Raw genomic sequence first — 26,858 nt, forward strand, 5'->3', positions numbered from 1 at the left:
GGTTCTAGCAGTTATATAAAGACATTGCTATTTTGAGTCATTTTGGAATATTAAATATTTCTATAGGCAAAGCTTATCTTAGATATAAGTAAAAATTGTATAATAATATTATTATAATTATAATGCAGTAAGAATAAATTATTATGAAGGGGTGGAATGAATGAAAGAGTTATCAGAGCTATTTAAACCCATAACTAATAATGTATTAAATAAATCAGATACCTATAGAGAAATTGAACCCTGTGATGTTTTAAAGCCATATATAAGATGTTTTTGGGGGAGTCCTGTGCCTTATAGAAATAAGGAACTAACTACAGGGGGTGATAGAAGTAATATTGTGATTCCAGACTGTTGTATGGATATAATTTTTGATATAGATTATAGCAGTAATAAAGTAAATAACCTATTTTGTAATTTAAATGATTCTCCTTTTTATACAGAAGAGGCTAAAACCTCAGCATTGACTTCTACTTTTGGTATCCGCTTTAATTTTTGGACTGCACATTTGTTTACAGATAACCAGTTACCTAAAAGGTGTAATGAGTTTGCAAGTGTAGACCAATATTTTATAAGTTTAAGAAAAGACATTGAAGATATAATTATACATTATCCCAAAATTGAGAAAAGAATATATTACATAGAAAAATTATTGATTAGAAAATTATTCAGTAAGAACTTTAACAATAATAATTTATTAAATGGGATATATTATATCCTAAAATCTAAAGGGGTAACTACTATATCTGAGATTAGTGATTATACTTCTATTAGCTCCAGACAATTGGAGCGTATCTTTAGAGAATACATTGGAATAACTCCTAAAAAGTGCTGTAGTTTAGTTAGGTATCAAAATATATGGAAAGACTTAGCTCTTAACAGAAATTTTAACCTTAATAATATTACTTATAGTTATGGTTATTGTGACCAAGCTCATATGATAAATGACTTTAAAAAATATCATGAGAACACTCCTATGAAAGCTATAAAAGATTTAAATAAATAGAATGTCGCATTTTTACAATACTAAAGGTACTTAATGTATTAACATTAAGTTATGAAATAAAATTTGTGAGGTGTACTATGGAAAAGTTAAAGGTAAGTCAATTAAAGAATATAGAGAATCATATATTTAACAATGCTAGAGATATTGAAAAAGTAAAATGGAATTATCTTTTTAATAATGGAAGCAAAGAGTCTATAGTATCGGAGCTAATTAAATATCAAAACGAAGATGGTGGCTTTGGAAAGGGATTAGAGGCGGATATGTTATTACCATCATCAACAAGTATAGCATCTACTGAGGCTATTTTTATTGCATATGATTATGAGCTTAATTGTGAAGAGTCATGGTTTAAAAATTTATTAAATTATTTTGAGAAAACCATTGAAGATACACCATCATTTTGGGAGAAGGTTCCAAAGGCAGTAGAAAATTTTTCGCATGCACCATGGTGGATATATGCTCCAGATACAAAATTTACGCCTAATCCTTGTGCTGTGGTTGCTTCAGCTTTTATTAAGTATGGAAATGATAAACAAAGGGAGTTAGGAAATAAAATTGCAGCTAGATGTATAGAGTTTTTAAATAGTAATGAAGAATGTTCTGACCATGATTGTTATTGTCTACAAAGATTATTCATAGTTTTAAAGGAACTAAATTCAAATTTAATTAATGATGTAACTATTAGGTCCATGGAAAGAAGAATAGTAGAGTGCCTTTGTACCGATGAAAATAAGTGGACAGAGTATGTACCACAACCTTTAGATTTAGCAACTTCACCATATTCACAGTGGTATAAGCTAGTTGAACCTTTTGTAGAAAAAAACTTTTCATTTTGGCTTAATACCTTGAAGGAAGAAGGATATTGGCAACCTAATTTTTCATGGGGAGTGGATAGTGAAGTAGCTAGAAGGGTTACAGAAATTTGGAGCTGCTACATATCTGTGAAAAGAGTAAGAATTTTTAAAGCTTTTGGGCTAATAAATCTATATTAGATTTTAAATTAATAGGTAAATAAATCGCGATTTTAATTGTGGTGTCTCGTCTCCACAATTGAAATCCACGAGAACCATATTGATGAAATAGTCAATGTGGTTTTTGTTTTATAATAAAATGTGTAATAAAGGAGTGTTATGTTATGCGTAATAAATCAAAAATTGTTATAGTATTAGGCTCCAAGCAAAAACTGTAAGACATTACAAATAAATTTTTGTTTGGAGCCGTAATCAAAGCTTATATAAGGCTTAAATGTTCTGATATTATCATCTATGATAGAGAAAAAATATATTACTGGGAAAGAAAAATCATTAAGACTACAACAAGCTGAGTCAATATATGATAATTTACAAGAAGAAGATAAGGATAATGCGATGAATTTTCATAAGATGTTTGAGCTAGTAGAAAATGTTGAAGTGGATATGCTATTAAAACATGAAGATGTATTTGATTGGTGCGGAGGGATAGAGATAAATGTAACCTTTGGCTATGAAGACAAGGATAGGAAAGTATTAACTAATATTAAATTAACTATTAATGCTGGGCAAACTGTTGCATTAGTTGGATCATCAGGAACAGGAAAATCTACATTATGCAGTCTTTTACCAAGATTTTATGATGTGGAAAAAGGAGATATAAAAATAGATAAGTTGAGTTTATTATTTTTTAAAATTTGAGAATGGCATTATTGTTCAATTTACTCAATTACTAGAGTAATAATTAAAGTGAAAATGAAACCTTAATTGAAATTAGCATATAATATTTTAATATTATTATAAAAAATAATTCAAACTATTTGACAAAATATATAAATATATGTATTATATAGATGTAAAATTACATATTGTGTTTTATGGTTGCATATGCAATAAAAGGGAATGAGGTTAGAATCCTCAACAGCCCCCGCTACTGTAATAGCTACGAAACTCTTTAAAAGTCACTATGAAAATAATTCATGGGAAGGCAAGGAGAATTAGGTTTGAAGCTATAAGTCAGGAGACCTACCATAAAATAAAGTTTGCAATTTCGGTGGGAAATTAAAGCGGCAAAGATTATTAATAGATATCAAATGTATATTTTAGTATACGTTTTTTATTCTGTGTGTATGTGTGCTTAAAGTCCTAGAAATAGGACTTTTTTTTATTTTCACTATTTATATATTATTTATACATTTTTACCAATTCTGCATTGATAATGAATTTCAAGTGTGATACTATGTTTTGCATGATTGATATTCATTATCATTGGCAGGATAATAAATTAAAATAGAAGTAAAGAAGGAGGTGACTAAATATTCTTGTATGAAAATCAAATTATATTATTGAAAATAAGAGGAGTGATTTTTTATGAAGAAACTAGTTAGTATAATATTATCTTTGTTAATGATAATAGGGTTAACAGGATGCTCACAGGAAAAGGAAAAAAACTCAGAAGAAAGTACTCTTATAGAGGTGGAAGACATAAATGGTGATAAAGTTACTTTAAATAAGCCAGCAGAAAAAATATTTTTAGGATTTTATATAGAAAATTATCTTGCTGTGTCTGGGGATTTCAAATTAGATAGAATTGTTGCTATGTCAAAAGGAGAAACAAAGGATTTAATGAATGCAATGTGGACTAAGTATGCAGAAATAATTCCTAATTTAGAAGGTTGTATTGATACAGGATCTATTTACCTAGATAGTTTCAGTATGGAAAAATTAATTGAGACAAAACCAGATTTAGTAATTCTTGCACCTTATCAGGCTAAAAAGCTAGGGGATGGGATTAATACCATAAAAAACCTTGGAATTCCTGTGGCAGTAGTTGACTACAATTCTTTTACTCTAGATAAGCATGCAAAAAGTACAGAGATACTTGGCAAATTATTGGGAAAAGAAGAAAGAGCAAAGGAACTTGTTGAAAATTATAAAAGTCATGTAAAAGATGTTGAAGATAGAGTAAAAGATATATCAGAAGATGAGCTTAAATCTGTTTATTTTGAACTTGCAAGTCAAGGTCCAGATACCTATGGAAATTCTTATGGAAACTCTTTATGGGGAAATATACTTAAAACTGCAAGATGTAAAAATATTGCTGAAGGAAAAGTTGAAGAATATGGTCCACTTAACCCTGAATACGTTATATCTAGTAATCCTGATATTATAATGTTTTCAGGACAAACTAATTCTCAAGATAAGGGAAAACAAAGATTTGAGATGGGATTCAATGTTAATGAGGATAGAGCTGTAGAAACAATGAATATGTATTTAAAAAGACCAGGTTGGAATAATCTAAATGCGGTAAAAAATAAAGAAGTATATGGTTTCGATCATAGTGGACTTAGAACTCTTTATGATTATGTATATCTCCAATATGCTGCAAAGTCTATACATCCAGAAAAGTTTAAAGATGTAGATCCAATGAAAAATCTAAATGAATTTTATGAAAAATATTTACCAGTAAAACTAGCAGGTACTTTTATGATAAAGGGGGAATAGTCAATGACCAATAAAATAAAAGTATTAGAGGGTTTTAACCACGGAGAAGATATATATAAGAATATAAATAAAAAAAGATTTATTTTATTTGCTACTACATTTATAGCATTACTTGGATTTTCTATTTTAGATTTAATTGTTGGACCATCTGGTATGTCTTTATCAGAAGTAATATGGACTTTACTACAAGGATCTAACAATGAAAATATAAATTCAGCTGTTATGTGGTCTATAAGACTTCCAATGACATTAACATGTATATTTGTGGGAGCTTCATTGGGATTAGCAGGATCCCATATGCAAACCATACTTAATAATCCATTAGCTAGTCCATATACTTTAGGTATTTCATCAGCAGCTGGCTTTGGAGCTTCTCTTGCTATTGTCACAGGAATTACTATTGGAAACATAGGATGGATTTCTATACCTTTAATGGCATTTGCTTTTTCATTTGTATCTAGTTTATGTATCTATTTTATAGGTAAAAGTAAGGGTATGAAGTCTATAACAATGGTGTTAACAGGTATTGTTATTCACTTTCTATTTCAGGCACTACAATCTTTAGTTCAGTATATGGCTGCACCAGAAGTATCACAGCAAATTGTATTTTGGATGTTTGGAAGTTTATTAAAATCTACCTGGGTTGGTGTATTTATTACTGCAAGTATTTTTCTTTTATGTTTATTACTAACTTCAACTATAGTATGGAAAATAACAGCCCTATCTGCTGGAGAAGAAAGAGCAAGAAGTCTTGGAATAAATGTAGACAAGTTAAAGTTAAGTGTGTTTTTAATATCAACCTTGTTGACTACAGGTGCAGTTTCCTTTATAGGTCCTATTGGATTTATAGGATTAATTTCTCCACATTTTGCAAGGTTATCTGTTGGAGAAGATCAAAGATATTTATCTCCTGTTTCAGCTATATTTGGAGCATTAATCATGATTGTAGCTTCTATAATATCTAAAGTAATAAAACCAGGTGCATTGATACCTATAGGCATTGTTACATCTATTGTTGGAGTACCTTTTTTACTGTTTTTATTACTATCTAAGGGGGCAGAGTAATGAATTTTATTACAGCAGAGAAAGTTTCGGTTAAGTATAAAAATAAAGAGGTATTAAGAGATATTACTTCTACTTTTAACCAAGGTGAAATAACTTCAATTATTGGTCCTAATGGCACAGGAAAGACAACCTTTATAAAAGCCATATCTAATATGGTTAGTTATGGAGGTCACATATATATGAATGGAAATAATAAGGATAAAATATCCATGGAAAAAGTGGGCTATGTACCGCAGATGAGTAATAGTAGTTCCAGTTTAACTGTATTTGAAATGGTATTGCTTGGACACATGAAGGATTTAAGGTGGAAAATTTCTAAGGATAAACTAGAAGAAACAAATAAAATATTGAAAAAAATAAATTTAAGTCATCTAAGTTATAATAAATTTTCTAGTTTAAGTGGAGGAGAAAAACAATTAGTGATTATGGCTCAAACTTTAGTTTCAAAGCCAAATATACTACTATTAGATGAACCAACTAGCGCATTAGATATAAGACATCAGCTACAAGTTTTAGATTTAGCAAGAGAGTATACTACAGAAAATAATGCTATTACTATAGTTGTAATTCATGATTTAGCTTTGTCAACTAGATACAGTGACAAAATAGTATTATTTAACAAAGGATATGTGATGAAGGAAGGAAAACCAGAGGAAGTATTACAACCATCATTGTTAAAAGAGGTTTATAAGGTAGATGTAGAAGTTTGCTGCACGAAGAAAGGTTATTTTACAGTTACCCCTATTACCTGTAGTTAGATAATAGTAAAAATAAAATTTTGAGGTGAGAGAGCATGAATAAACATAAATTCTTATTAAATTTAAAGTTGTTAAACATAGATATCAAAGAAATTATGAGCTTATGCAAAGAGCATAATGAATGTTTTTCAGTCTTGAAAGATAAACTTGATTACGTATGTGATTTTATACTAGATAGTTCAAACAATTTGAAATGGAAGAAATATTTATTAGAAGAAACTTATGATTCTCTAGTTAGAGAACTTAGAAACTCTACTTCAAATGCCCTAGGGTGGGTTGAAAAATTTCAAGCTCATAGTATATTAAACGATAGTGTGGATTCATTCAAGTATTCTGATGAATTAAATCTTGCTGTGCAAAATGAAATACTGGAGTTTGAAATAGATAACAAATCAAGGATTTTATTTATAGGCTCTGGAGCTATGCCTATAACAGCGTTTACTATAAAAAATGAAGTTGATTGTGAAGTAACTTGTTTAGATATTGATGAAGAAGCCCTTGATTTGTCTCAAAAATTATCAAATAAGTATGGAATCAAAAATATATTCTTTTCATCACAAGATGTAAGTAAATTTGATTTAAATAGCTTTACTCATATTATTATAGCTTCTTTAGTAGAAGAAAAATTAGATATTGCAAAATTTTTATTAGAAAATATTAATGGAGATACAAAGGTTATTTTAAGGTATGGAAATGAGTTAAAAAGTATATTTAATTATCCTTTAGATACAAAGATATTGAAACATTGTCAAAAAACAATAATAAAAGACAATAAATATATTTATGACAGTATAGTTTTGGAGAAATCTATATGATGATTAAAGATATATATAGTAATTTGGGAAACATATTAATAGTAGGTTCAGGGCCTGTAGCAATAAATATAGCAATAAATTTATCTAAAGGATTTTTAGGTGAAATAGGTATGGTTGCTATAGAAAGTGATAAAACTATATCTTTTTTACAACAATTAAAAAATAATGATTTCACAATAATGGGAAATGCATCTAAAAGAGAATTATTTAAAGTAGAAGGAAGCCATAAATTAGAAAAATTATATATAGGACATACTAATATAGATGATATTTGGGAGACTATGGTATTATGTGTTCCATGTGATTGCTATGTGGACATACTAAAAAAAATAGATTTACTAAGACTTACTAGAGTAAAAACGATTATTTTAGTATCTCCAGAGTTTGGATCCAGTATAGTAGTTTCTGATTACTTAAATAGAGAGATAAGGAAATTAGAGATAATTTCTTTGTCTAATTATTTCGGTGCAACTAAGTATTCATCATCAAAATCATTAATAGAAGTAACAACAAAAGCTTTGAAAAAAAAGATATATATAGGTTCATCATTAGAATATAGCTATAAAGTGCAAATTCTAAGAAGTTTTCTAAAAGGTATTGGAGTTATTTCAGAAATATTAAATGATCCATTAGAAGTTGAAAGCAGAAACATAACTATCTTTGTACATCCAGCTTTTTTAATTAATGATGTTAGCTTAAATCAAGTATTTGATTATGATAAAACAAATAAATATGTATACAAGCTATATCCAGAAGGGCCTATAACAATGAATACTATATCTATTATGCGTTCTTTATGGAAAGAAATATGCGAAGTGTACATTAAACTTAGGATTAAACCTATAAATCTACTTAAGTTTTTAAATGATGATAATTATCCAGTTTTAGAAGAATCTATATCAAGAGAAAATATAGATAAATATATGGAGTATGATAGCATAAAACAAGAATATTTACTTTATGTTAGATATTCATCAATATTAATTGATCCATTTTCCATACCAGATAAAAATGGAAGATATTTTGAGTTTTCAAGAATTCCTTATCCTAAAATTTATAAGGATAATAGGGGAAAATGGAATATACCAAGAATGCCTTTCGAAGATTATAAAAAGATCAAACTTTTACATGCTATAGGAAAAAAATTAAATATAAACATGGAAAATGCAGAATATTTAATAGACTTATTTAATACTTACTTAAATAAATTTATTGAAGATAAGGGTGAGAATAATATAAATAGTAGTATATTTGAAGATCATAGCATAAACAATGCAAAAATTATAATTAAGGAGCGATTAAATGAGAGTAGATAAAGGTGTAATGTTGGCAATACTATCTTCTTTTACGTTTAGTATAATGAATGTTTTAGTAAAGTCAGTTAGTAATAGAATACCCTCTAATGAAATAGCTTTTTTTAGAGGAATAATTGGTGTGATTTTAATATTGATATTGATGAAGGGAGCTAATGTAAAGTTTTCTAAAGAAGGAAAGCCACTTTTATTAATGAGAGGGGTTTTAGGAGGACTTTATATGGTAACATACTTCTTTGCAATTTCTACAATGAAGTTAGGAGATGCTTCTATATTAGCACATTTATCAGGTGTTTTTGTAATGATATTTTCCGCAATGTTTCTGAAGGAAAGACTACCAAAGAATGCTTGGATATTTATTATAATTATTTTATTTGGGGCAAGCCTTATAATAAATCCATTTAGATATTCTACTTATTCTTTTTATGCGATATTTGGATTGTTAAGTGCAATCCTATCAGCAAGTGCTTCTATAACTATTAGAAAATTAGCAAAATCTAAAAAACATCATTCCTATGAAATTGTATTTTATTTTTTAGCCGCATCTACAATAGTAGCTGCTATATTAATGAGAAATAATTTTGTAGTACCAACAGTTAGAGAATTTGTTTTATTGTTTATTTTAGGAGTTGTTTCCTTATTAGCACAAATATTTTTAACAGGTGCATTTGGAAATACTAATGCTGTAATTGTAGAGGTAGTAAGGTATATTGGAATATTATTTAATGCAACTTGGGGATTGATATTATTTGGAGAATCTTTGTCCGTATATTCTATATTAGGAGGAATTCTTATAATTGGAGCATCTATTGCTTTATCTAGAAAAAAATCTTTAGATTAGGAAAAATTAAATGTAATAAAAATACTTTTAATAACTTTAAGTGGGATTTAAATACTAAAGATGTAAAATATAAACTTTATAATAAAATTGTAGAAAATAAAGGAAAGTACAATAAAGTAGAGTTAAATTTGAGTAATCAAAGATTAAGATTTTTACTTATATGGAGATTGATAGTATTATAAATCATGGTTACTGGTAAAATTAATATATGTTTGCAAGCATTAAACAGGTTTAAGGAGTTGTACTTTGTGGAAATAAACAGTGTTATCCTAAGTCCAGAAGTATATATATCTGATGCAGAAAAGATAGCTGATTGGCTTAGTGATGAAGAAATTGTAAGTTATTTAAATGAAGATAATAACGCTAGAGAGAACTTAATTAATGTTATAAATAGAGTGAATATGCCAATTTTAACTCACTTATTTAATAACAACTGTAGATTCTTTACTATAAAAAATTTGTATGGAACCATAGGATTCTTAAGATTAGTTCCTAAAGGCGAAACAGTTGAAATTGTTCTTGCAGTGGGTGAAAAAGATTTGTGGGGAATAGGAATAGGACATAATGCAGTTATAGAAGCATTAAAAACTGCATTTTTTGAAATGAGAACAGAAAAAGTAGTGGCAAAGATTAAACAGAATAATGAAAGGTCTCAAAATCTCTTTAAGGGAATAGGGTTTAAAGAAGTTAAAAAACTTGAAAGAGAAATAGAATATCATATTACAAAGGAAGTATTCTGGAAAAGAGCAGCATAGGGTTATTGTTACTTTATAAGTGCTATAGATTTTTAGAGGTTATATTTTCATTACACTATATATTTAAAGAAGGAGTATTATTGTGGAAGCATGATAATACTCTTTTAGCATATTAATAAAACTTTCTATATAATTATTATTTTTGATAAGTAATTTTCTTTACTTCTAGATGTTAGTTCGATAGCTACTATAGTATGTGCTTTCTATCTCTTAACTACAATATTAAATTCGAAACGGAAATTGACAAATATTTCAGATTATTATAAAATATTATTAGTTCGAGTTGCGAATTAATCTTAAAATGATAAGAATAAAAGATTCATTATAGGAAGTTTTAAAAGTGAAGAAGAAATTATAAAGGAATTAAGTTTAGAGCTAATCATTTATGATTAGCTCTAAATTAAGGAGAGAAGAGATTTATATTATTAAATTGATTTAGGAGGTAGATAAATGACGAAATTTTCGCAACTTTTTGCTCCCAGAGACATGACTGAGGGTACCCCTTGGAAACGAATTATTGAATTTTCATTACCGATGCTTATTGGTAATATTGCTCAGCAGTTTTATAACACCGCGGATTCTATTATTGTAGGTAAATATGTAGGGGATAATGCACTAGCTGCTGTTGGTAGCGCATCACCAATATTAAATCTTCTGCTTGTACTTTTTGTTGGAATATCAACAGGAGCAGGTATCATGGTTGCTCAATATTTTGGAGCTAAGGACAGAGAAAAGCTTTCACGTACTATTGGAGTGTGCATAACTCTTACTGCTATATCATCAGTGATAATTATGATTATAGGTCCTCTAGTTACTCGTCCATTGCTATCTTTTCTTAATACACCAGAATCTATAATAGATTGGTGTGCAGATTATCTTGTTATTTATTATATAGGTATTTCAGGTTTTGCGTACTATAATATCTTAGCAGGAGTACTTCGTGGCCTTGGTGACTCTATATCTTCACTTGTATTTTTACTTATTGCTACAATTTTAAATGTAATACTTGATCTTTGGTTTGTTGCAGGTCTTGGTATGGGTGTTCCAGGTGTTGCTCTAGCAACTATCATCGCACAAGGAATATCAGCGGTGCTTTGTATTATTAAATTAGCAAAAATGAAGAATACATTTGATTTTAACCTTAAAATGCTTAAGCCAGAAAAAGTATATTCTATGAAGCTTATAAAGCTTGGATTACCATCTGGATTTACCCAGGCGATATTTTCCCTTGCAATGATAGTTGTACAATCTTTAACTAATAGCTTTGGAGAGATGGTTATTGCATGTAATGTAATTGTTATGCGTGTAGATGGATTTGCAATGATGCCTAATTTTACCTTTGGAAATGCCATGACAACTTATTCAGGTCAAAATATAGGAGCTAAAAAAATGGACAGAGTTGATAAGGGGACTAGGGATGGTGTTAAGATTGCTGTTGGAGTTTCTACTGTTATAACAATTTTAATTTTAGTTTTTGGTAGATACCTTATGGGAATTTTCACTGATACAGCTGAACTAGTTGATTTAAGTATGCATATGATGCGTATTCTTGCAGTAGGCTATATTGCCATGGCGGTAACACAAAGTTTATCAGGAGTAATGAGAGGTGCTGGAGATACTATGACACCAATGTGGATTTCTCTAATTACTACAGTAGTTCTACGTGTTCCAGTTGCTTATGGTATTGCTTATTTAACACGTAGTGCAGCTTATCCTACAGGTAGGCCAGAATCTACTTTTATATCATTACTTGTTTCTTGGACTCTTGGAGCAATTATAACTACAATTTTCTTTAAGAGAGGTAAGTGGAGAAATAAGGGATTTGCAGGTAATGATTAGTATTCTACAGGAATAAAAATCAAGATTAATTTGAAAAGTTAACAAAAATGAAACCCATAANNTTATGGGTTTCATTTTTGTTAAAGATGGAGTCCGAAGAAGAAATATCAGAATCCATTAATAGATTAAAATTATTCAAACTTGGTATAGCCATTATGCCAATTAAGGCTAGTATATGCAATGTGCATTATATAGGCTACATTATATAATGAAGCAAACTTTCAGTTATTCTTCTCTTTCAGTTACTAATTTATTATCAAAATCGCTATTCATTTTTTCAGAAATAAAGGTATCATTAAAAAAGTTACTTTTTTGTCCTAATTGATCTTCTAATTTGTCTAGTCCATCTCTTTCAATCAATGTTTGTTCATCTGAAAATAAATTTGTTCCTAGCCCTAATTTATCTCCTTCAATCTCTATACCCATACTTGATAAAATTGTTGGATACATATCAAAAGGTGCAAATTGTCTATTATTTACTTTTTTCGGTGTAACAGCTGAGTTAAGTATTAAATTAAACACTGTTCTATGATATTCTTTATCAAAATCTTTGAAGAAATTTTTGTCCATACTTAGATGATCTCCAGTAACTACAATAGTGGTATTATCATAGAATGGCTGTTGTTGAATCCATCTAATAAATTCAACTGCTTGTTTAGTTGAGTAAGCAATAACATTTGCATATTGTGAATCATATTTTACACTTGCATTTGGGGATAGGTATCCATCCGGGAAATGAGTATCTGCTGTTTCCATAGTAAAGTTAAATGGTTTTCCTGTCTCAGATAAGCGTGTTATTTCTGTTTTAGCAAATTCATATAATTTATCATCCTCAAATCCCCACCATACATTATAATCCTCTGGAATTATTTTTTTCTCTTTGGCTGCTTTGTGATCAAAAATATTGAAATTGCCATGTGTAGTGAAATAAGTAGTTAATCCACCAAAGTCAGCATCTGCACCAAACATTATTGTTTGCTCATAACCTTGTGCTTCTAAAATATCTCCTATCGCAATAGCTCCTGGTAAGAAACTACCAGATTTTCCATAAGAGTTACCTTCTATAGGTATTTTAAGTGGTATTCCCATACCCATATTGATCATAGATGCTACAGACCAACTAGATCCATAAGTTTGGTATGGACCTCCAAATTTATCTGAGTCTGAGAAATGAACACCTTCTTTACTTAACTCAGTTAATTCTGGCATCAAATTCTCATTCATATAACCACCTAAATCTTTAGAGAGAAATGAATTTTCTACAGATTCTAAGTATATATGAATTAAGTTTCTCTTTTTATGTGGGAAAGACATGCTTACTGAACGTGGATCTGCATAATTATCTTGAATATAGCTTGAATCAGAAACATATGCTTTATATACTTCTTTTAAATGTAACTTTTCAATACCATGAGCTGATCCTCCAACAAGAGAAACACAAGAAATAATAAAAGCTGCTATTGTTAGATATTTCTTACTTAATATTTTTTTATTAGTATTCTTTATTTTTATGAATATATCATAATTGAAACTTACAAATATAAAGAATATAACTATACATACTAAGCTGGAGAATATTGGTGTCTTAATGATTTCTTTGACCATATCAGAACTTGTCCCTTTAAGCGGTGATTTCAGATTAAATAGGAACTGCTCTGGTGTGATTTCACCATAGAAACTAATAAACCAATCTGAAAAGAATTTAATAAAAACTCCTATTGTAAAAAATAGCATTATTAGGATTGTACTTAATGCACTTTTCCAATCAGTTTTACGGTCTAATTTTACAAAACTAATTTTCGAATTCAAAACACCCTTTACAAATAAATATATTGCTCCAAATAATAGTGTAAACACTAAGTATTTGATAGAAAATATGGTTGTATATGTAGAAGAGCTAAATACATATGGTTTTTTCATTATAAATTTTAGTATACTTAATGATATTATATTAAATACTATCACAGATTTTGTTACTTTCTTTATTAAAGATAAAACTCCATTATTTTTTTCAAAATAAAAATAGTCTACAAAACCTATTAAACTTCCTGCAATTAAATAAATTAATATTTGCATAATTCCTCCTAAAAAATAAATTAATATTGTAGATTAATTCCACATATATTTATATATTATCATATTTTACATTTTAGGGGTACATTTTTGTTATATATACAGAAATTGGTATATAAACAAGCTCTTACAGTAATCTGGCCTGACTAGGGTAAGTTGTACTACCCTAAAAGTATTATTAATAACTAAAAAAATACCTATTTAATCTCTCTCCTAAGTTTAGTAAACTAAAGAATCTAGTAATATTTAAAACTATGGCATCTATAGCAACATTGGAGATGATTAGTGAAAGAGGCGGATTTAAGGTTGAAGAGCTTATAAGTAAAATTACATAAGAAATTAATAGTAGAAATTAAAAAATAAGAATATCAAAGGAGTTCCAGTATAATAGAATTCATATTATGCTGAAACTTCTTTTAAATATAAATAATAAAAACTGAAGCTCTTAGAACTTCAGTTTTTATTAAGAAACTAATTAAAATCAAATCCTAGTCTTTTAAATAAAATGTTGTTTTCAAGGTGTATGTGTTGGAATAAATCACTTTCTAACTCTTCCAATAGTTTGAAAGTTAAAAGGTAAGTGTTGCAACCATCCTCAGGAACTTCAAAATTGTCAGTAATTTTTCTAAGTTCTTTTAGAACATCTCCGGCAGAATCATGTTCATCTTCAGTTTCCTTAATTACTTCATCAATTTTTTTCAGTAGTTCCTTACTCGGATTTTTATCATATTTCTTAATTAATGGGAAAAGCATTTCCTCTTCCTTTAAAAGATGTTGTTCTAAATCAGCTTTTAAAGATGAAAAAAGTTTATGAACTTTAAAAAGCACTTCATGATTCATACCGTGAACTCTCAATATTTTAGTTGTTAATTCTCCTAACTCAGGTAGAACTTTTTTAGTGTAAGCGTGATGAGTATTTTCAATATGGTCAATTAACTCACTAGAAGTAAGTTTTCTAAAGTCTATGAATACTTCTTTTTCACTTGAAATTTCATTTAGCTTAACATGTATTTCCTTTAATAATTCATCTTCATTTAGATTCAATTCAGAGAGCACCTCTGAAAGTGGTCTATTACCACCACAGCAAAAGTCAATTTTATATTTTTTGAATATTTCGCTAGCCTGAGGCATTGCTGAAACTATTTCTCCTACAGGCTGAGAACTATTAAATCTATTCATATAAACTCCTCCAATACATTATTATTTATAAGTTTCTTACTTTTAACTTTATAATATATTAGATGTTTAAAATATTCTGTGACTGGAATCATAATTTAAAAATATAAGTATAGATATTTAAGTTGTTAGTGTTTTAAAGCATTAATATCTAGTATTAATATTTGTTTATTTCCTATCATATCGATAATACCTTTATCTTGTAGTAGACTCAGTTTTCTACTGACAGTTTCTCTTGCAGTACCTATGTAATTAGCTATTCCCTCACGACTTAAAGGTAATTCTACCATTATACCCTTAGAGTGATTTCTTCCATATCTTTCTGCAAACTCAATAAGTAAAGAATTTATACGCCATTCAATATTCTTAGTACTCATGTTTTGTACTGCATTTTCTATTTTATCCATTCGATTGCATAACTCTTCTATAATTTTGATTCCAATAGTAGGGTAAGTAATTAAGAGTTTTTGAAAGTCATTTTTATTTATCATGCAAATATGGGTTGTTTCTAATGCTTCTACATTATAAGTAGAACTTTGCTTATTTAGAAGATTTTTTTCTCCGAAGAAATCACCTTGATCTAATATATATAGAATTTGTTCTTTGCCTTCAATAGTATAGCAAAATACCTTTACTTTACCCTTATCTATAATAATTAAGTTTTCAAGATGGCTTTCTTCTATTACAATTAGCTCACCTTTTTCATATTTCTTTTTCATTATTAGGCTAGCTAATTTATTTAGTTCTTCAGAGGTAAGTCCAGAAAATATAGGAACTTTTTCAACGCATAGGTTATGATGACATTTTTCACAATTATGATTATCATATTTATTCAAATAAATCACATCCTTATTTGTATTGATATAAAATAAAATTGTATTTTATGTAGTAAATTTTTATTATCATAATGAAAATAAATTTATGTATAATTAATTTTAAATATATTATATATCATGTAAGTCGATTTACATAGCATTAAGATTTATATTAAATGATTAGATGATAGGAGTATTTCCCATTAAATATATTAAACAATATAATGTATAATGAATTTATGGGAATTATGTTCTATATATTAATTAATATAATCAAAGGAGGGGACCTATGAAAATATCGATAAATAAGTCATACATAAATATAATTAATCTATTGTTTACTGGTATAGGACTAATTATTTTAGGAGTAGTTATTTTATATGGTAAAACTAATTTTCTAAGTATAGTTGTTTGGGCAATTTCATTAATATTTATTCTTAATGGTATATTTCAATTTATAAGTTTAATGATTAACAAAAATAAAGATATGGCTAAGAAAATTACTTTGGGAAGTTCAATTTTTAATGTGGCTTTAGGTATTGGAGTGATTTACTTTAAAAATATATCTTTTTCCATAGTAGTAATTTTGTTTTCTATATATACTATTTTAAATAGTATAATTAAAGGAATCATCTATTATACATATTTGAAAAATAAGGTTAAAGGTAGAATAACTATTTTGCTAGAATGCATAATTTATTTTGTATTTGGTGTAACTACTTTATTCTCACCCTTAATGCACTTAAATGCTATTCTTACAATTATAGGTGTATATTGCTTTCTTTTTGGATTAAGTTTTATAAAGGATTTTACTAGTGAAGTTGTACCTGAAGACACTAAAAATAAATTAAAGCGTAAAGTAAGAATAACCTTGCCAGTATTTTTATTAGCATTAATACCACATAAAGTTTTAACCAAGATAAATGAGTATTTACAAGGTGAGGATAAAGTAGAATATGATATTGTTATAGATGAAAAAAATAGTAGTAGTGAGGAGGTTGGCATAGAGGTATTTATACATGTCACATTAGATGGGATAGGAGCTGTTGGTCATGTTGATTTATGTTATGAAGGACAAGTTATATCCTATGGGAATTATGATAATGAATCTTTCAAGTTATTTGGTATAGCAGGTAAAGGCATATTATTTATAGCAGATAGAGAAAAGTATCTTAATTTTTGTACAAGCTATAGTAAAAAAACTATATTTGGCTATGGATTAAAATTAAATGAATATCAAAAGCAAAATATAAAAGAAAAGTTAAATGAAATAAAAGATACTTTAATAAAATGGGAACCACCTATAGTTAAAGAAATGAAGAAAGATAACTTAAAGTGTGAGTATAAAGATTATGCCAGTATTTTATATAAGGCTACAGAAGCAGAGTTTTTTACTTTTAAATCAGGAAAGTTTAAGACCTATTTTGGTCTTAATACTAATTGTGTACTACTTGCAGATAGTGTTATAGGACGTTTGGGTACTGATATTTTGGGGATTAGTGGGATAATTACTCCAGGAACTTATTACAACTATTTACAAAAAGAATTCACAAAAAGAAATAGTATAGTAGTTAGCAGAAATATATACTTGTTGCCAAAAGAAGAAATGGCATAAATATTTATTATTTTAGGAGGAATAGTATGTTAAAGGAATTTAAGAAATTTGCAATTAAAGGAAATATGATTGATTTAGCAATTGGTATAATTATAGGTACAGCTTTTACTAAGCTTGTTACATCTTTGGTTGAGACAGTAATAATGCCTATTGTTAGCATTTTTATAGGAAAAATTGATTTTTCTAATTTATTCATTGCTTTGGATGGTAAAGAATATGCAACTCTTGCTGCTGCAAGAGAAGCTGGAGCTTCAGTAGTTGCTTATGGTGCTTTTTTAACTGGACTTATAGATTTTTTAATCATGACATTTGTAGTATTTATTGTAGTTAAGCAGCTTGATAGGTTTAAGAGTAAAGAAGAACAGGCACCAGTAACAACTAAAAAGTGTCCTTACTGTATTTCAGAAATCTCAATTGAGGCGTCCAAGTGTCCTCATTGTACATCAGATTTACCAACTGGCTTATAACATAATAAAGAGTAATTTAATATAGTTTGATATTTTCTTTGTATGATCAGATTTTCAAGCGGGAAGATATGGAGTTGCATGTGGTGAAATTTGCAAAAATTTCATTTACAGGTATGGTAAGAAGTGTTAGAATAAATTTATAGAAAATATTGTAAGGAGGTCGATTATAAATGAAAAGCTTAAATAATATAAATAAAGTTAAATTTTATAATACTTATAATGACCTTAACAATAGATTTTAAAATATTTATTTTAATAATTTAAGCCATGGGGTTGTTTAAACTCTATGGCTTTTTATTTTAATAATTGTGGGGGGATTTATATGCAATTTAAAATTAATGAAATCTATTATGGATTTAAATTATTAGAAGAGGAGAGGGTAGACGAAGCACAATCCATAGCTAGAATATTTGAACATGTTAAAAGTGGGGCAAGACTTTTACATTTAGAAAATACTGATGATAATAAATTATTTTCTATAAGTTTTAGGACAACTCCTACAGATAGTACTGGAGTTGCTCATATATTAGAGCATTCTGTACTTTGTGGATCAAGGAAATTTAAGACTAAGGATCCTTTTGGAGATATGGCAAAAAGCTCATTACACACATTTTTAAACGCTATGACCTTTACAGATAAAACAATGTATCCTGTAGGTAGTAGAAATAATAAGGATTTTATGAATCTAATGGATCTATATTTAGATGCAGTTTTGCATCCTAGAATATATGAAAATCATGAAATATTACGCCAAGAGGGATGGAGATACGAGTTAGATGAAAATACTAATAAATTATCATATAAAGGCGTAGTTTATAGTGAAATGCAGGGAGCAATGTCATCGCCAGAGGAAGTTATTTGTAGTGATATATATAGATCATTATTCCCAAATACTACTTATACTTTTGTTTCTGGTGGAGACCCGGAGGCTATACCTAATCTAACTCAAGAGGATTTTGAAGAATTTCATAGAAAGTTCTATCACCCATCTAATAGTTATATCTTCTTATATGGAGATCAAGATCTAGAAGCGTGTCTTAAGTTTATAAATGATGAATATCTTGATGAATTTGATAGAATAGAAATACCTTCTCATATAGATGATGTGAAGAATTTTGAAGGTATGGTAGAAAGAGAGGCTAATTATTCTATTAGTGAGGATGAAGATGAAGAGAATAAGACATTTTTAGCATTAAATTTTGCCTTTGAAGAAACATGTAATGGAGAGGCTTATTTAGCTACACAAATACTTTATAATATGCTAATAGAATCTTCAGCATCTCCAATTAAAGCAGCACTACTTAAGGCTGGTATTGGTGAGTGCATTATTACGATAGATGATATGAATATGGATCCAAGTAAGGAAATATTATTCCCGATAGTAGCGAAAAATGCAGATTATGCGAAGAAGAATGAATTTAAAAATATTATTATGAATACATTTAAAGAAATTGTGGACAAAGGCTTAGATAAGGACAAATTGAAAGCAGCTATAAATACCGTTGAATTTAATTTGCGTGAGGCTGATCCATGGAGAAGTGCTAATAAGGGAATTGAATATAATCAATGGATTTTGAATAGTTGGATATATGACGGAAATCCTCTTGTTCACTTAAAGTATGAAGATACCCTTAATAGAATAAAATCTGCTATAAATAATGGATATTTTGAAAGCTTCATTGAAAAGAATATGATTAATAATCCCCATTGTTCATTAGTAGTTTTGACTCCTAAAAAGGGGTTAGAAGATGAGAGAAATAAGGCGTTAGAAGAAAAGCTAGAAAGTTATAGAAAATCTCTATCAGAAAAAGAATTAAAAGATCTTATAGAAAGAAATGAAAGATTAAAAGCTGCTCAAGTTAGAGTAGACACGCAAGAAGAAAAGGATACACTTCCAAAGCTTCCTATAGAAGAGGTAGATAAAAAAGTAGAAAAAATACCTCAAGAGGTTGTAAAAGAACAAGGAATAACTATCTTAAAACATCATATTCCTACAAATCAAATAGCATATATTAATCTTCTATTTGATGCAAGGGTAATTAAAGAAGAGTATATTCCTTATTTAGGACTTTTAAAGGATGTTCTAGGAGAGCTTAATACTAAAAAAAGAAGCTATTCTGAGTTAATCACAGAAATCTATAAAACTACAGGGGGAATAACCTTTGAAAATCAAGTATATACTGAGAGAAATAATAGTCAGGTATATCATCCTAAATTTATAGTTAAATCAAAGGTGATTTCAGATAACATTGCCATTTTGTTAGAGTTAATAAATGAGATAATTACTACTACTAAGTTTGATGATTTAAATAGATTTAAACAAATTATTCAAGAAATAAAATCAAAGCTTCAAATGAGAGTTATAAATGGAGGACATGAGATTGCAATGAATAGAGTATTTGCACAGACCTCTTGTGGTAGAGAATATTGGGAGAGAATTAGTGGTGCAACCTATTATGAATTCATATGCAATTTAGAAAAGAGTTTTGAGAAGTGTGGTGAAGAAATTAAAAATAACCTTATTAAGGTTTATGAAACTATATTTAATAAAAACAATTTGATAATTTCAGTGGTTGGAGAAGAAGGAGAAATTGAAGCATTAGTATCTAATATTAGTAAGGTTATTTGTAATGTTAAATCTGAATCTACTAAGCTATATAGCCTTGAACATAAGAGTAAAAAGGAGATCGAAGCTATAATAACTGCTAGTAATGTGCAATATGTAGTTAAAGGATTTAATTTTGCAGATCTTGGTTACAAGTATTCAGGAAAAATGAGAGTACTTTTAAATATATTAGATAATGAATATTTATATCCAAAAGTTCGTCTTCAAGGTGGAGCTTATGGATGTTATAGTGATATAAATCAGGATGGTAATTTAGCAATTTTCTCCTATCGTGATCCGAATCTTACAAGAACTATAGATGTGTATAATGAAGCATATAAATTCTTAGAAAAAATGGACTTTACTAAGGAAGATATTGAGAAATTTATAATAGGCTCAGTTGGACAGCTATATAGGCCACTAACTCCTGATAAAAAAGGCGAAAAAGCAGTTGCAGACTATATTTGCAATGTAACCCAAGAAGATATTCAAAGAGAGAAGGATGAACTTTTGAGTACTACTAACCAGGATATAAGAAATTATGCTGAAATAATTAAGGCTGGAATTCATGAAAATTATTGCTGTGTAGTAGGAAATGAAGGAAAAATCAAGGAAAATCAAACTATTTTTAATAAAACAAGTAAATTATTATAGAAATAACTTGCTTTATATAACAAACTGTAGTATGCTTAATAATACTTGAATTAATAGTAAATAATGCAAAGCCAATATATTTCAATTAATACTTAATAAATATAGTATGTTAATATCGAAATTTTGTTAGTGAATTATTACAATGAATTTAAGAAAAATAAAATTTCGGAGGTATACATTTATGAATGGTACAGTAAAATGGTTTAATGGAGAAAAAGGTTTTGGATTTATTACAGGAGAAGATGGAACAGATGTTTTCGCACACTTTTCTCAAATAAATTCTGATGGTTACAAATCACTTGAAGAAGGTCAAAAAGTTTCATTTGATGTAGCTAAAGGACCAAAAGGACCTCAAGCAGAAAATATTACTATTATCTAGTTTTTAATTAGTAAATATTTACCCCTTAAATAGTTATGCTATTTAAGGGGTTTTTTAGACTTTAAAATTGTTAATTAGTTAGAAGTGTGCTTACACAATAATATTTGAATTTTAAATTTAGTTATTGCCTTTGGAATCTTCATTATATATTTATTTTAGTAACACTTTCTCTTTCAACTAAAGTGTTATCAAGGATTATTTTTACACCATATTCATTATTAACAGCTATCTTATCTAACACTAAGGCAGCTGCTTTACTACCTAAAAGCTGCATATGTTGATCTATAGTTGTTAGTTTAGGTTCCACTAAACTACTTAATTGAATATTGTCATAACCTATAATAGATAAATCCTTAGGAATATTTATATTTAACTTTTTACAGCTATTCATCACTCCAACGGCCATAAGGTCATTGCAGGCAAATACTGAAGTTATCTTAAGTTTTGGGAGTAACTTCATCATTAAAGCGGTAGTATTATCTACAGTTTCTATACTATTTCCTTCTCCTACATCTATTATATAGTCAGGATTAAAGTTACCTATTTCCATCATCATATTTTTGTAAACTTCCTCTTTAATATCATAGGAATAGCTCTCTTTGCCCCTAAGAAACAATATGTCTTTGTGATTATTATCTATAAGGTGGCTTAAAGCAAGCTCACATCCTGTAGCTTCATCATTAGATACTGAGGAGATATTAGGTACTGAGGTATAACCGTTAATGAAGACTAACGGAAGCTTTTTAGCTATATCATGAAAAAACTTACTCTTTATGTTAGAGGTACTTGGATCTATAACTATAATCCCTGAAACATTTCTGGAAAGCAAATCATTTATACATTTTTTCTCTTCATTTTTATCATTAGATGTAGTCATGAGTATAATGGATAGGGAGTGTTTCTTTAGCTCTGTTTCTATACCATATACAACGTTAGGAAAAAACATATTAGTCAAGCTAGGTACTACAACTCCAATAATCGTTGACTTCTTTTGAGTTAACTCCCTTGCTTGCATATTTGGGACAAAGCTAAGGTCATCGATAACCTTAAGCACTCTTTCTTTAGTTTCTTTTTTTACTGGATAATTTCCATTTATAACCCTTGAAACAGTAGCTACAGATACATCAGCTCTTTCAGCTACTTCTTTAATAGTTATACTCATAACTTATTCCACCTTATAACATATTTAAAAATTTATCAAAGGCCTCTAGACCTGCTTTATTTCTTTTAAATACCCCTGAATGACAAAGAACTTCTTGAAACTTTAATCCGACTTCTTTTCTTAAAATTTCGTCTACGTCTTTCTCTTCAATAGATGGGTATTTATGAACTATATAATTATACCATTGACTATGTTTCAGTACAATTCGATCTGTAGAAATGTCCTCTACACCTTGAAGTAAATAATTTTTAATTATCTGAAGCTCCATTTTTAATCTTCCAGGCAGGATAGCAAGACCCATTACTTCTATAAGACCTATATTTTCTTTCTTTATATGATGAACATCTTCATGGGGATGAAATATCCCAAGAGAGTAAGCTCTAGTTGTTCTATTATTTCTTAAAACTAAATCTAGCTCATATTTTTCATTTCTAAGCCTAGCTATAGGTGTAATGGTATTATGCACTTCACCATTACTACTATTTAATATGTGAACAGCTTCATCAGAGTAGTCTCTCCAAGACTCTAGAATATAATTAGCAAGATTTAAAATTTCATCTTTATTAGAACTGGAAAGTCTAATGGTTGCCATAGGCCAGTTTAATCGTCCTACAGTTACGTTTTCATACCTTTTTATATAATAGTTTTTTTCAATAATAGCTTTTTCCATAGGAAAGGTATAACAGCCTCCTTGGTAGTGATCATGAGATAAAATAGAACCGCCTACTATTGGTAGATCTGCATTGGACCCTAAAAAGTAATGAGGAAATTTTTCTACAAACTCAAGGAGATTTTCAAAGGTAGATCTTGATATTTTCATAGGCACATGGTCACTATTTAATACAATGCAATGCTCATTATAATAAGTATAAGGAGAGTACTGTAAAAACCACTGATTATTTTTAAGCTTTATTGGAATTATTCTATGGGTATCACGGGCAGGATGATTTAAGTTTCCGGAAAAACCTTCATTCTCTTTACATAATAAGCATTTAGGATAATTAATAGAGTGTTGCTCTTTAGCTTTAGCTATATCCTTTGGATCCTTTTCTGGCTTGGATAGATTTATAGTTAAGTCTAACTTCCCATAAATAGTTGGAGTTTTCCATATAATATTTTTATCTGTACGTTCTTTTCTTATATAGTTTGAAGCTATGCTCAGGTTATAATAATAATCTGTAGCTTTCTTTGAAGAGATTTTGTATAATTCATAGAAGTTTTTTATTACTTCTGAAGGCCTAGGCATGACACAGTTCATAACCTTAGTATCAAATAAATCTCTTTCCGTAACTGTATTTTCAATGATTTTTTTATCTGTAGCATAGTCTAATATATTTTCTAAGATAGACGTAGGATTATTTAACTCTTCATTGATTTCACTTTCTTCAAAGTCTTTTAGATTTAGTAGACTAAGAAGTAGATTAGTAGAATAAATTTTATCTTCTTTAGCGAGGAGACCCTTTTGAAGGGCAAAGTTTATAAGCCTACTTATTTCATAATATATCATTAACTCTACCTCCTAAAATAATTTTCTTGCTCCACCTGAAATATCAATAGTATAGAAACTTGGACTATAGCCTATAATACTCTCATATTTATTAGAAGAGTATTCTATAAAATTAGATATACTATCTTCTCTTACTATACTAACTGTACATCCCCCAAAGCCAGCTCCAGTCATACGAGAACCAAGAACTGTTTCTGTTTGATCCCAAGCAGCTTCTACTAGAGTGTCTAGCTCTATACCTGTAACTTCATAATTATCTCTTAAGGAAATATGAGATTCATTTAGCAAATTACCAAAGATCTTAAGGTTATTTTCTTTTAATGCCTTAACTGCTTTTAAAGTTCTTACATTTTCATAAATAGCATGCTTAGCTCTTTTTCTTATAATTGGACTTTGAATTTTATTTTTAAAAGCTTCAAAGTCGTCCTCTGTAAGTTCACCAAGAGAGGCAATAGCCTTATATCCTTTAAGGATATTTAAAGCTTCTTCACATTGAGTCCTTCTTTCATTATATTTGGAATCTGCAAGGCTACGTTTTTTATTAGTGGAGCCTATTATGATTTTATAACCCTCCATGTCGACATTGCTATAGTTATACTCTAAAGTATTACAATCTAATAATAGAGCACAGTTTTCCTTTCCCATAGCTACAGCAAATTGGTCCATTATACCACAGTTAACTCCGATAAATTTATTTTCTGCTTCTTGACAAAGTTTTGCTATGGATATCATATCTATATTCAGATTAAAGGCATCTTTTAATATTATTGCCATGAGTACTTCTAAAGAAGCAGATGAGGAGAGACCTGAACCATTAGGAATATCACCATATATTAAAATGTTAAAACCATTAGAAATTTTAAAACCATGATTTTGAAAGGTTTTAATAACTCCTTTTAAGTAGTTTCCCCAATTATCTTTTAAGTCATATTTCACTTCCAATAAATCAAATTCAATAATGCCAGCTTCTTTAAAGTTTTTAGAGAAGAGTTTCATTTTAGAGTCATTTCTTCTAGAAACTATACCATAGGTTCCAAGAGAAATTGCACAGGGAAATACATTACCTCCATTATAGTCAGTATGTTCACCAATTAGGTTAACCCTACCAGGAGAAAAGTAGCCGTTACAAGGCTCTTCTTTAAATATATATTTAAAGAAGAGCCTTAATTTTTCCATAAATTCCATAGCCGTAACCTCCGAAAATTTTTTATAATTATATAGTAAGCGATTACTATATAAAAGTAAATAATTTTATTAAACAAAACATTAACTTATAAAGATAATATTTACAAAGCACTATAATTTCATTATCATAAAGATATAAGTAAAAAATAGTTGAAAAATTAATATAAAAATATGTAGAAACTGATTTCTATAGAAAGGTGAAAAATGAAAATTTTAAAGAGCGGTATATTTAAGAAGGATGAGGAGGAAGTTTTTCAATATTCTCTTAAAAATTATAATAATATAGAGGTTAAAATATTAAACTTGGGAGGAATTATTACTGACATTCTCATACCTGATAAACATGGAGCCGTAGAAAATATAGTAGTTAAATGGAAAAATCTAAAGGATTATATTAATGATAATAGCTATAGTGGAGCTATTATTGGGAGAACTGCAGGAAGAATTGCGGGTGGCTATATTGATATTTATGAAAAGAGATATGAGCTTACTAAAAACCAAGGAATAAATACTTTACATGGTGGTATTCATGGATTTAACAGTAAGATTTGGAAAGGTATTATTTTTGAAAATGAAAAAGAAGTTGGAGTAATTCTAGAAGCTAAAAGTAAAGATGGTGAAGATGGCTTTCCAGGAAATATAGATATTAAGGTAAAATACACATTAAATGATAAAGATGAATTCTCAATTGAATACTATGGAAAGAGTGATAAAGATACATTGCTAAATATGACTAATCATAATTACTTTAATTTATCAGGCAACTTAAAAAGAAATATATTAGATGAAGTTTTGACAATAAAAAGTAAAAGTATGGCAACTATAAGAGAAGACTCTGCACCAAGTGGAGAAATAATAAATATTTTAGGAACAGCCTTTGATTTTAGCAGACCTAAGAAAGTTGGTGATGATATTAATAATAATCATGAACAACTTATTCTAGGATGTGGCTATGATCACCCATGGGTTTTAAGTGATAAAGAAGGTCAGATTGCTTTAAAAGATGAAGTCAGCGGAAGAATCTTGGAGATATCTACAGATAGAGAAGCAGTAGTCGTATATTCCACTAACTTTCCTGAAAGCAGCAAGGAATTAGAGTGGGGAGGAAATCTAGAAAAACATGGAGCTATATGCTTTGAAACTCAAAACCTACCTATAGGACCTAAAGGAAGATTTATGGAGAATTCATTAATTAAAAAGGATGAAGAATATAAGGCTAAAACTATTTTTAAGTTTAGGATTCATAAGGATAATGAATTTTAATAAAAATTATAGAGTTAGGCACATGAAAATAAATAATAGACCAAAAATTCGAAGTATATTTGGCACGAGACAAGGAGTTAAAATCCTGTCATAGT

General features: G+C 28.7%; 22 protein-coding genes, 1 pseudogene and 1 riboswitch. Of the genes and pseudogenes, 17 read left to right on the forward strand and 6 right to left on the reverse strand.

Annotation, left to right across the window (positions count from 1 at the left end):
• Positions 1-160: 160 nt before the first annotated feature.
• From B3W71_RS18940 to B3W71_RS18990, 11 genes are all read left to right on the forward strand, one after another.
• A complete protein-coding gene (locus B3W71_RS18940) occupies positions 161-1,003 on the forward strand; it encodes a helix-turn-helix domain-containing protein (RefSeq protein WP_346890497.1) in 843 nt (280 codons plus the stop codon).
• Positions 1,004-1,080: 77 nt separating this feature from the next.
• The gene (locus B3W71_RS18945) at positions 1,081-1,995 is read left to right on the forward strand and encodes a hypothetical protein (RefSeq protein ID WP_346890498.1); all 915 of its coding nucleotides are present in this window, start codon (positions 1,081-1,083) and stop codon (positions 1,993-1,995) included.
• Between the two features lie 273 nt (positions 1,996-2,268).
• Complete coding sequence (locus B3W71_RS18950) at positions 2,269-2,673, forward strand: ATP-binding cassette domain-containing protein (protein WP_346890499.1); 405 nt, start codon at positions 2,269-2,271, stop codon at positions 2,671-2,673.
• Positions 2,674-2,833: 160 nt separating this feature from the next.
• Positions 2,834-3,019, forward strand: a riboswitch (cobalamin riboswitch).
• 323 nt (positions 3,020-3,342) lie between these two features.
• Positions 3,343-4,476, forward strand: a complete 1,134-nt coding sequence (locus B3W71_RS18955) for an ABC transporter substrate-binding protein (protein ID WP_346890500.1) — start codon at positions 3,343-3,345, stop codon at positions 4,474-4,476.
• 3 nt (positions 4,477-4,479) lie between these two features.
• Complete coding sequence (locus B3W71_RS18960; RefSeq protein WP_346890501.1) at positions 4,480-5,541, forward strand: iron ABC transporter permease; 1,062 nt, start codon at positions 4,480-4,482, stop codon at positions 5,539-5,541.
• A complete protein-coding gene (locus B3W71_RS18965) occupies positions 5,541-6,299 on the forward strand; it encodes an ABC transporter ATP-binding protein (RefSeq protein WP_346890502.1) in 759 nt (252 codons plus the stop codon). Before B3W71_RS18960 ends, B3W71_RS18965 begins: the two co-directional genes overlap by 1 nt.
• Before the next feature lie 35 nt (positions 6,300-6,334).
• Positions 6,335-7,114 carry a nicotianamine synthase family protein gene (locus tag B3W71_RS18970; protein WP_346890503.1) on the forward strand — a complete coding sequence of 260 codons (780 nt, stop codon included), beginning with the start codon at positions 6,335-6,337 and terminating at the stop codon, positions 7,112-7,114.
• On the forward strand, positions 7,111-8,430 hold the full coding sequence (locus B3W71_RS18975) for an opine metallophore biosynthesis dehydrogenase (RefSeq protein WP_346890504.1): 1,320 nt from the start codon (positions 7,111-7,113) through the stop codon (positions 8,428-8,430). The genes B3W71_RS18970 and B3W71_RS18975 overlap by 4 nt, the downstream gene beginning before the upstream one ends.
• Entirely contained in the window at positions 8,417-9,268 is an 852-nt protein-coding gene (locus B3W71_RS18980; protein WP_346890505.1) for a DMT family transporter, read from the forward strand. The genes B3W71_RS18975 and B3W71_RS18980 overlap by 14 nt, the downstream gene beginning before the upstream one ends.
• Positions 9,269-9,516: 248 nt before the next feature.
• Positions 9,517-10,023 carry a GNAT family N-acetyltransferase gene (locus tag B3W71_RS18985; protein ID WP_346890506.1) on the forward strand — a complete coding sequence of 169 codons (507 nt, stop codon included), beginning with the start codon at positions 9,517-9,519 and terminating at the stop codon, positions 10,021-10,023.
• Positions 10,024-10,473: 450 nt separating this feature from the next.
• Complete coding sequence (locus tag B3W71_RS18990) at positions 10,474-11,862, forward strand: MATE family efflux transporter (RefSeq protein WP_346890507.1); 1,389 nt, start codon at positions 10,474-10,476, stop codon at positions 11,860-11,862.
• Between the two features lie 225 nt (positions 11,863-12,087).
• Here the strand turns inward: B3W71_RS18990 and B3W71_RS18995 are convergent, their stop codons facing one another.
• From B3W71_RS18995 to B3W71_RS19005, 3 genes are all read right to left on the reverse strand, one after another.
• Complete coding sequence (locus tag B3W71_RS18995; RefSeq protein ID WP_346890508.1) at positions 12,088-13,938, reverse strand: sulfatase-like hydrolase/transferase; 1,851 nt, start codon at positions 13,936-13,938, stop codon at positions 12,088-12,090.
• Positions 13,939-14,406: 468 nt separating this feature from the next.
• On the reverse strand, positions 14,407-15,114 hold the full coding sequence (ric, locus tag B3W71_RS19000) for an iron-sulfur cluster repair di-iron protein (RefSeq protein ID WP_346890509.1): 708 nt from the start codon (positions 15,112-15,114) through the stop codon (positions 14,407-14,409).
• Between the two features lie 125 nt (positions 15,115-15,239).
• Entirely contained in the window at positions 15,240-15,947 is a 708-nt protein-coding gene (locus tag B3W71_RS19005) for a Crp/Fnr family transcriptional regulator (protein WP_346890510.1), read from the reverse strand.
• A 268-nt stretch (positions 15,948-16,215) separates the two neighbouring features.
• Here B3W71_RS19005 and B3W71_RS19010 point away from each other — a divergent pair, with 268 nt between their 5' ends.
• The 5 genes and pseudogenes from B3W71_RS19010 (at position 16,216) to B3W71_RS19025 (ending at position 21,646) form a co-directional block, all read left to right on the forward strand.
• The gene (locus tag B3W71_RS19010; RefSeq protein ID WP_346890511.1) at positions 16,216-17,541 is read left to right on the forward strand and encodes an HdeD family acid-resistance protein; all 1,326 of its coding nucleotides are present in this window, start codon (positions 16,216-16,218) and stop codon (positions 17,539-17,541) included.
• A gap of 26 nt (positions 17,542-17,567) precedes the next feature.
• Positions 17,568-18,008 carry a large conductance mechanosensitive channel protein MscL gene (mscL, locus tag B3W71_RS19015; protein ID WP_346890512.1) on the forward strand — a complete coding sequence of 147 codons (441 nt, stop codon included), beginning with the start codon at positions 17,568-17,570 and terminating at the stop codon, positions 18,006-18,008.
• A 52-nt stretch (positions 18,009-18,060) separates the two neighbouring features.
• A pseudogene (locus B3W71_RS19330) lies at positions 18,061-18,138 on the forward strand (glycine/sarcosine/betaine reductase selenoprotein B family protein); the annotation flags it as partial.
• A gap of 192 nt (positions 18,139-18,330) precedes the next feature.
• Entirely contained in the window at positions 18,331-21,267 is a 2,937-nt protein-coding gene (locus B3W71_RS19020) for an insulinase family protein (protein ID WP_346890513.1), read from the forward strand.
• Between the two features lie 181 nt (positions 21,268-21,448).
• Positions 21,449-21,646 (forward strand): cold-shock protein, encoded by a 198-nt coding sequence (locus B3W71_RS19025; RefSeq protein WP_035131204.1) that lies wholly within the window; start codon positions 21,449-21,451, stop codon positions 21,644-21,646.
• A 142-nt stretch (positions 21,647-21,788) separates the two neighbouring features.
• On the opposite strand, the gene B3W71_RS19030 is transcribed toward B3W71_RS19025, so the two are convergent.
• Genes B3W71_RS19030 through B3W71_RS19040 form a run of 3 tightly spaced genes read right to left on the reverse strand, consistent with a single transcriptional unit; the run spans position 21,789 to position 25,500 of the window.
• Positions 21,789-22,808, reverse strand: a complete 1,020-nt coding sequence (locus B3W71_RS19030) for a LacI family DNA-binding transcriptional regulator (protein ID WP_346890514.1) — start codon at positions 22,806-22,808, stop codon at positions 21,789-21,791.
• Positions 22,809-22,821: 13 nt separating this feature from the next.
• Complete coding sequence (gene galT / locus B3W71_RS19035; protein WP_346890515.1) at positions 22,822-24,315, reverse strand: UDP-glucose--hexose-1-phosphate uridylyltransferase; 1,494 nt, start codon at positions 24,313-24,315, stop codon at positions 22,822-22,824.
• Between the two features lie 12 nt (positions 24,316-24,327).
• On the reverse strand, positions 24,328-25,500 hold the full coding sequence (locus B3W71_RS19040; RefSeq protein WP_414632049.1) for a galactokinase: 1,173 nt from the start codon (positions 25,498-25,500) through the stop codon (positions 24,328-24,330).
• A 204-nt stretch (positions 25,501-25,704) separates the two neighbouring features.
• Here B3W71_RS19040 and B3W71_RS19045 point away from each other — a divergent pair, with 204 nt between their 5' ends.
• A complete protein-coding gene (locus tag B3W71_RS19045; RefSeq protein WP_346890516.1) occupies positions 25,705-26,763 on the forward strand; it encodes an aldose epimerase family protein in 1,059 nt (352 codons plus the stop codon).
• Positions 26,764-26,858 lie beyond the last annotated feature (95 nt).

This window comes from Clostridium sp. UBA1056, assembly GCA_002316385.1.
Taxonomy (GTDB): Bacteria; Bacillota; Clostridia; order Clostridiales; family Clostridiaceae; genus Clostridium_J.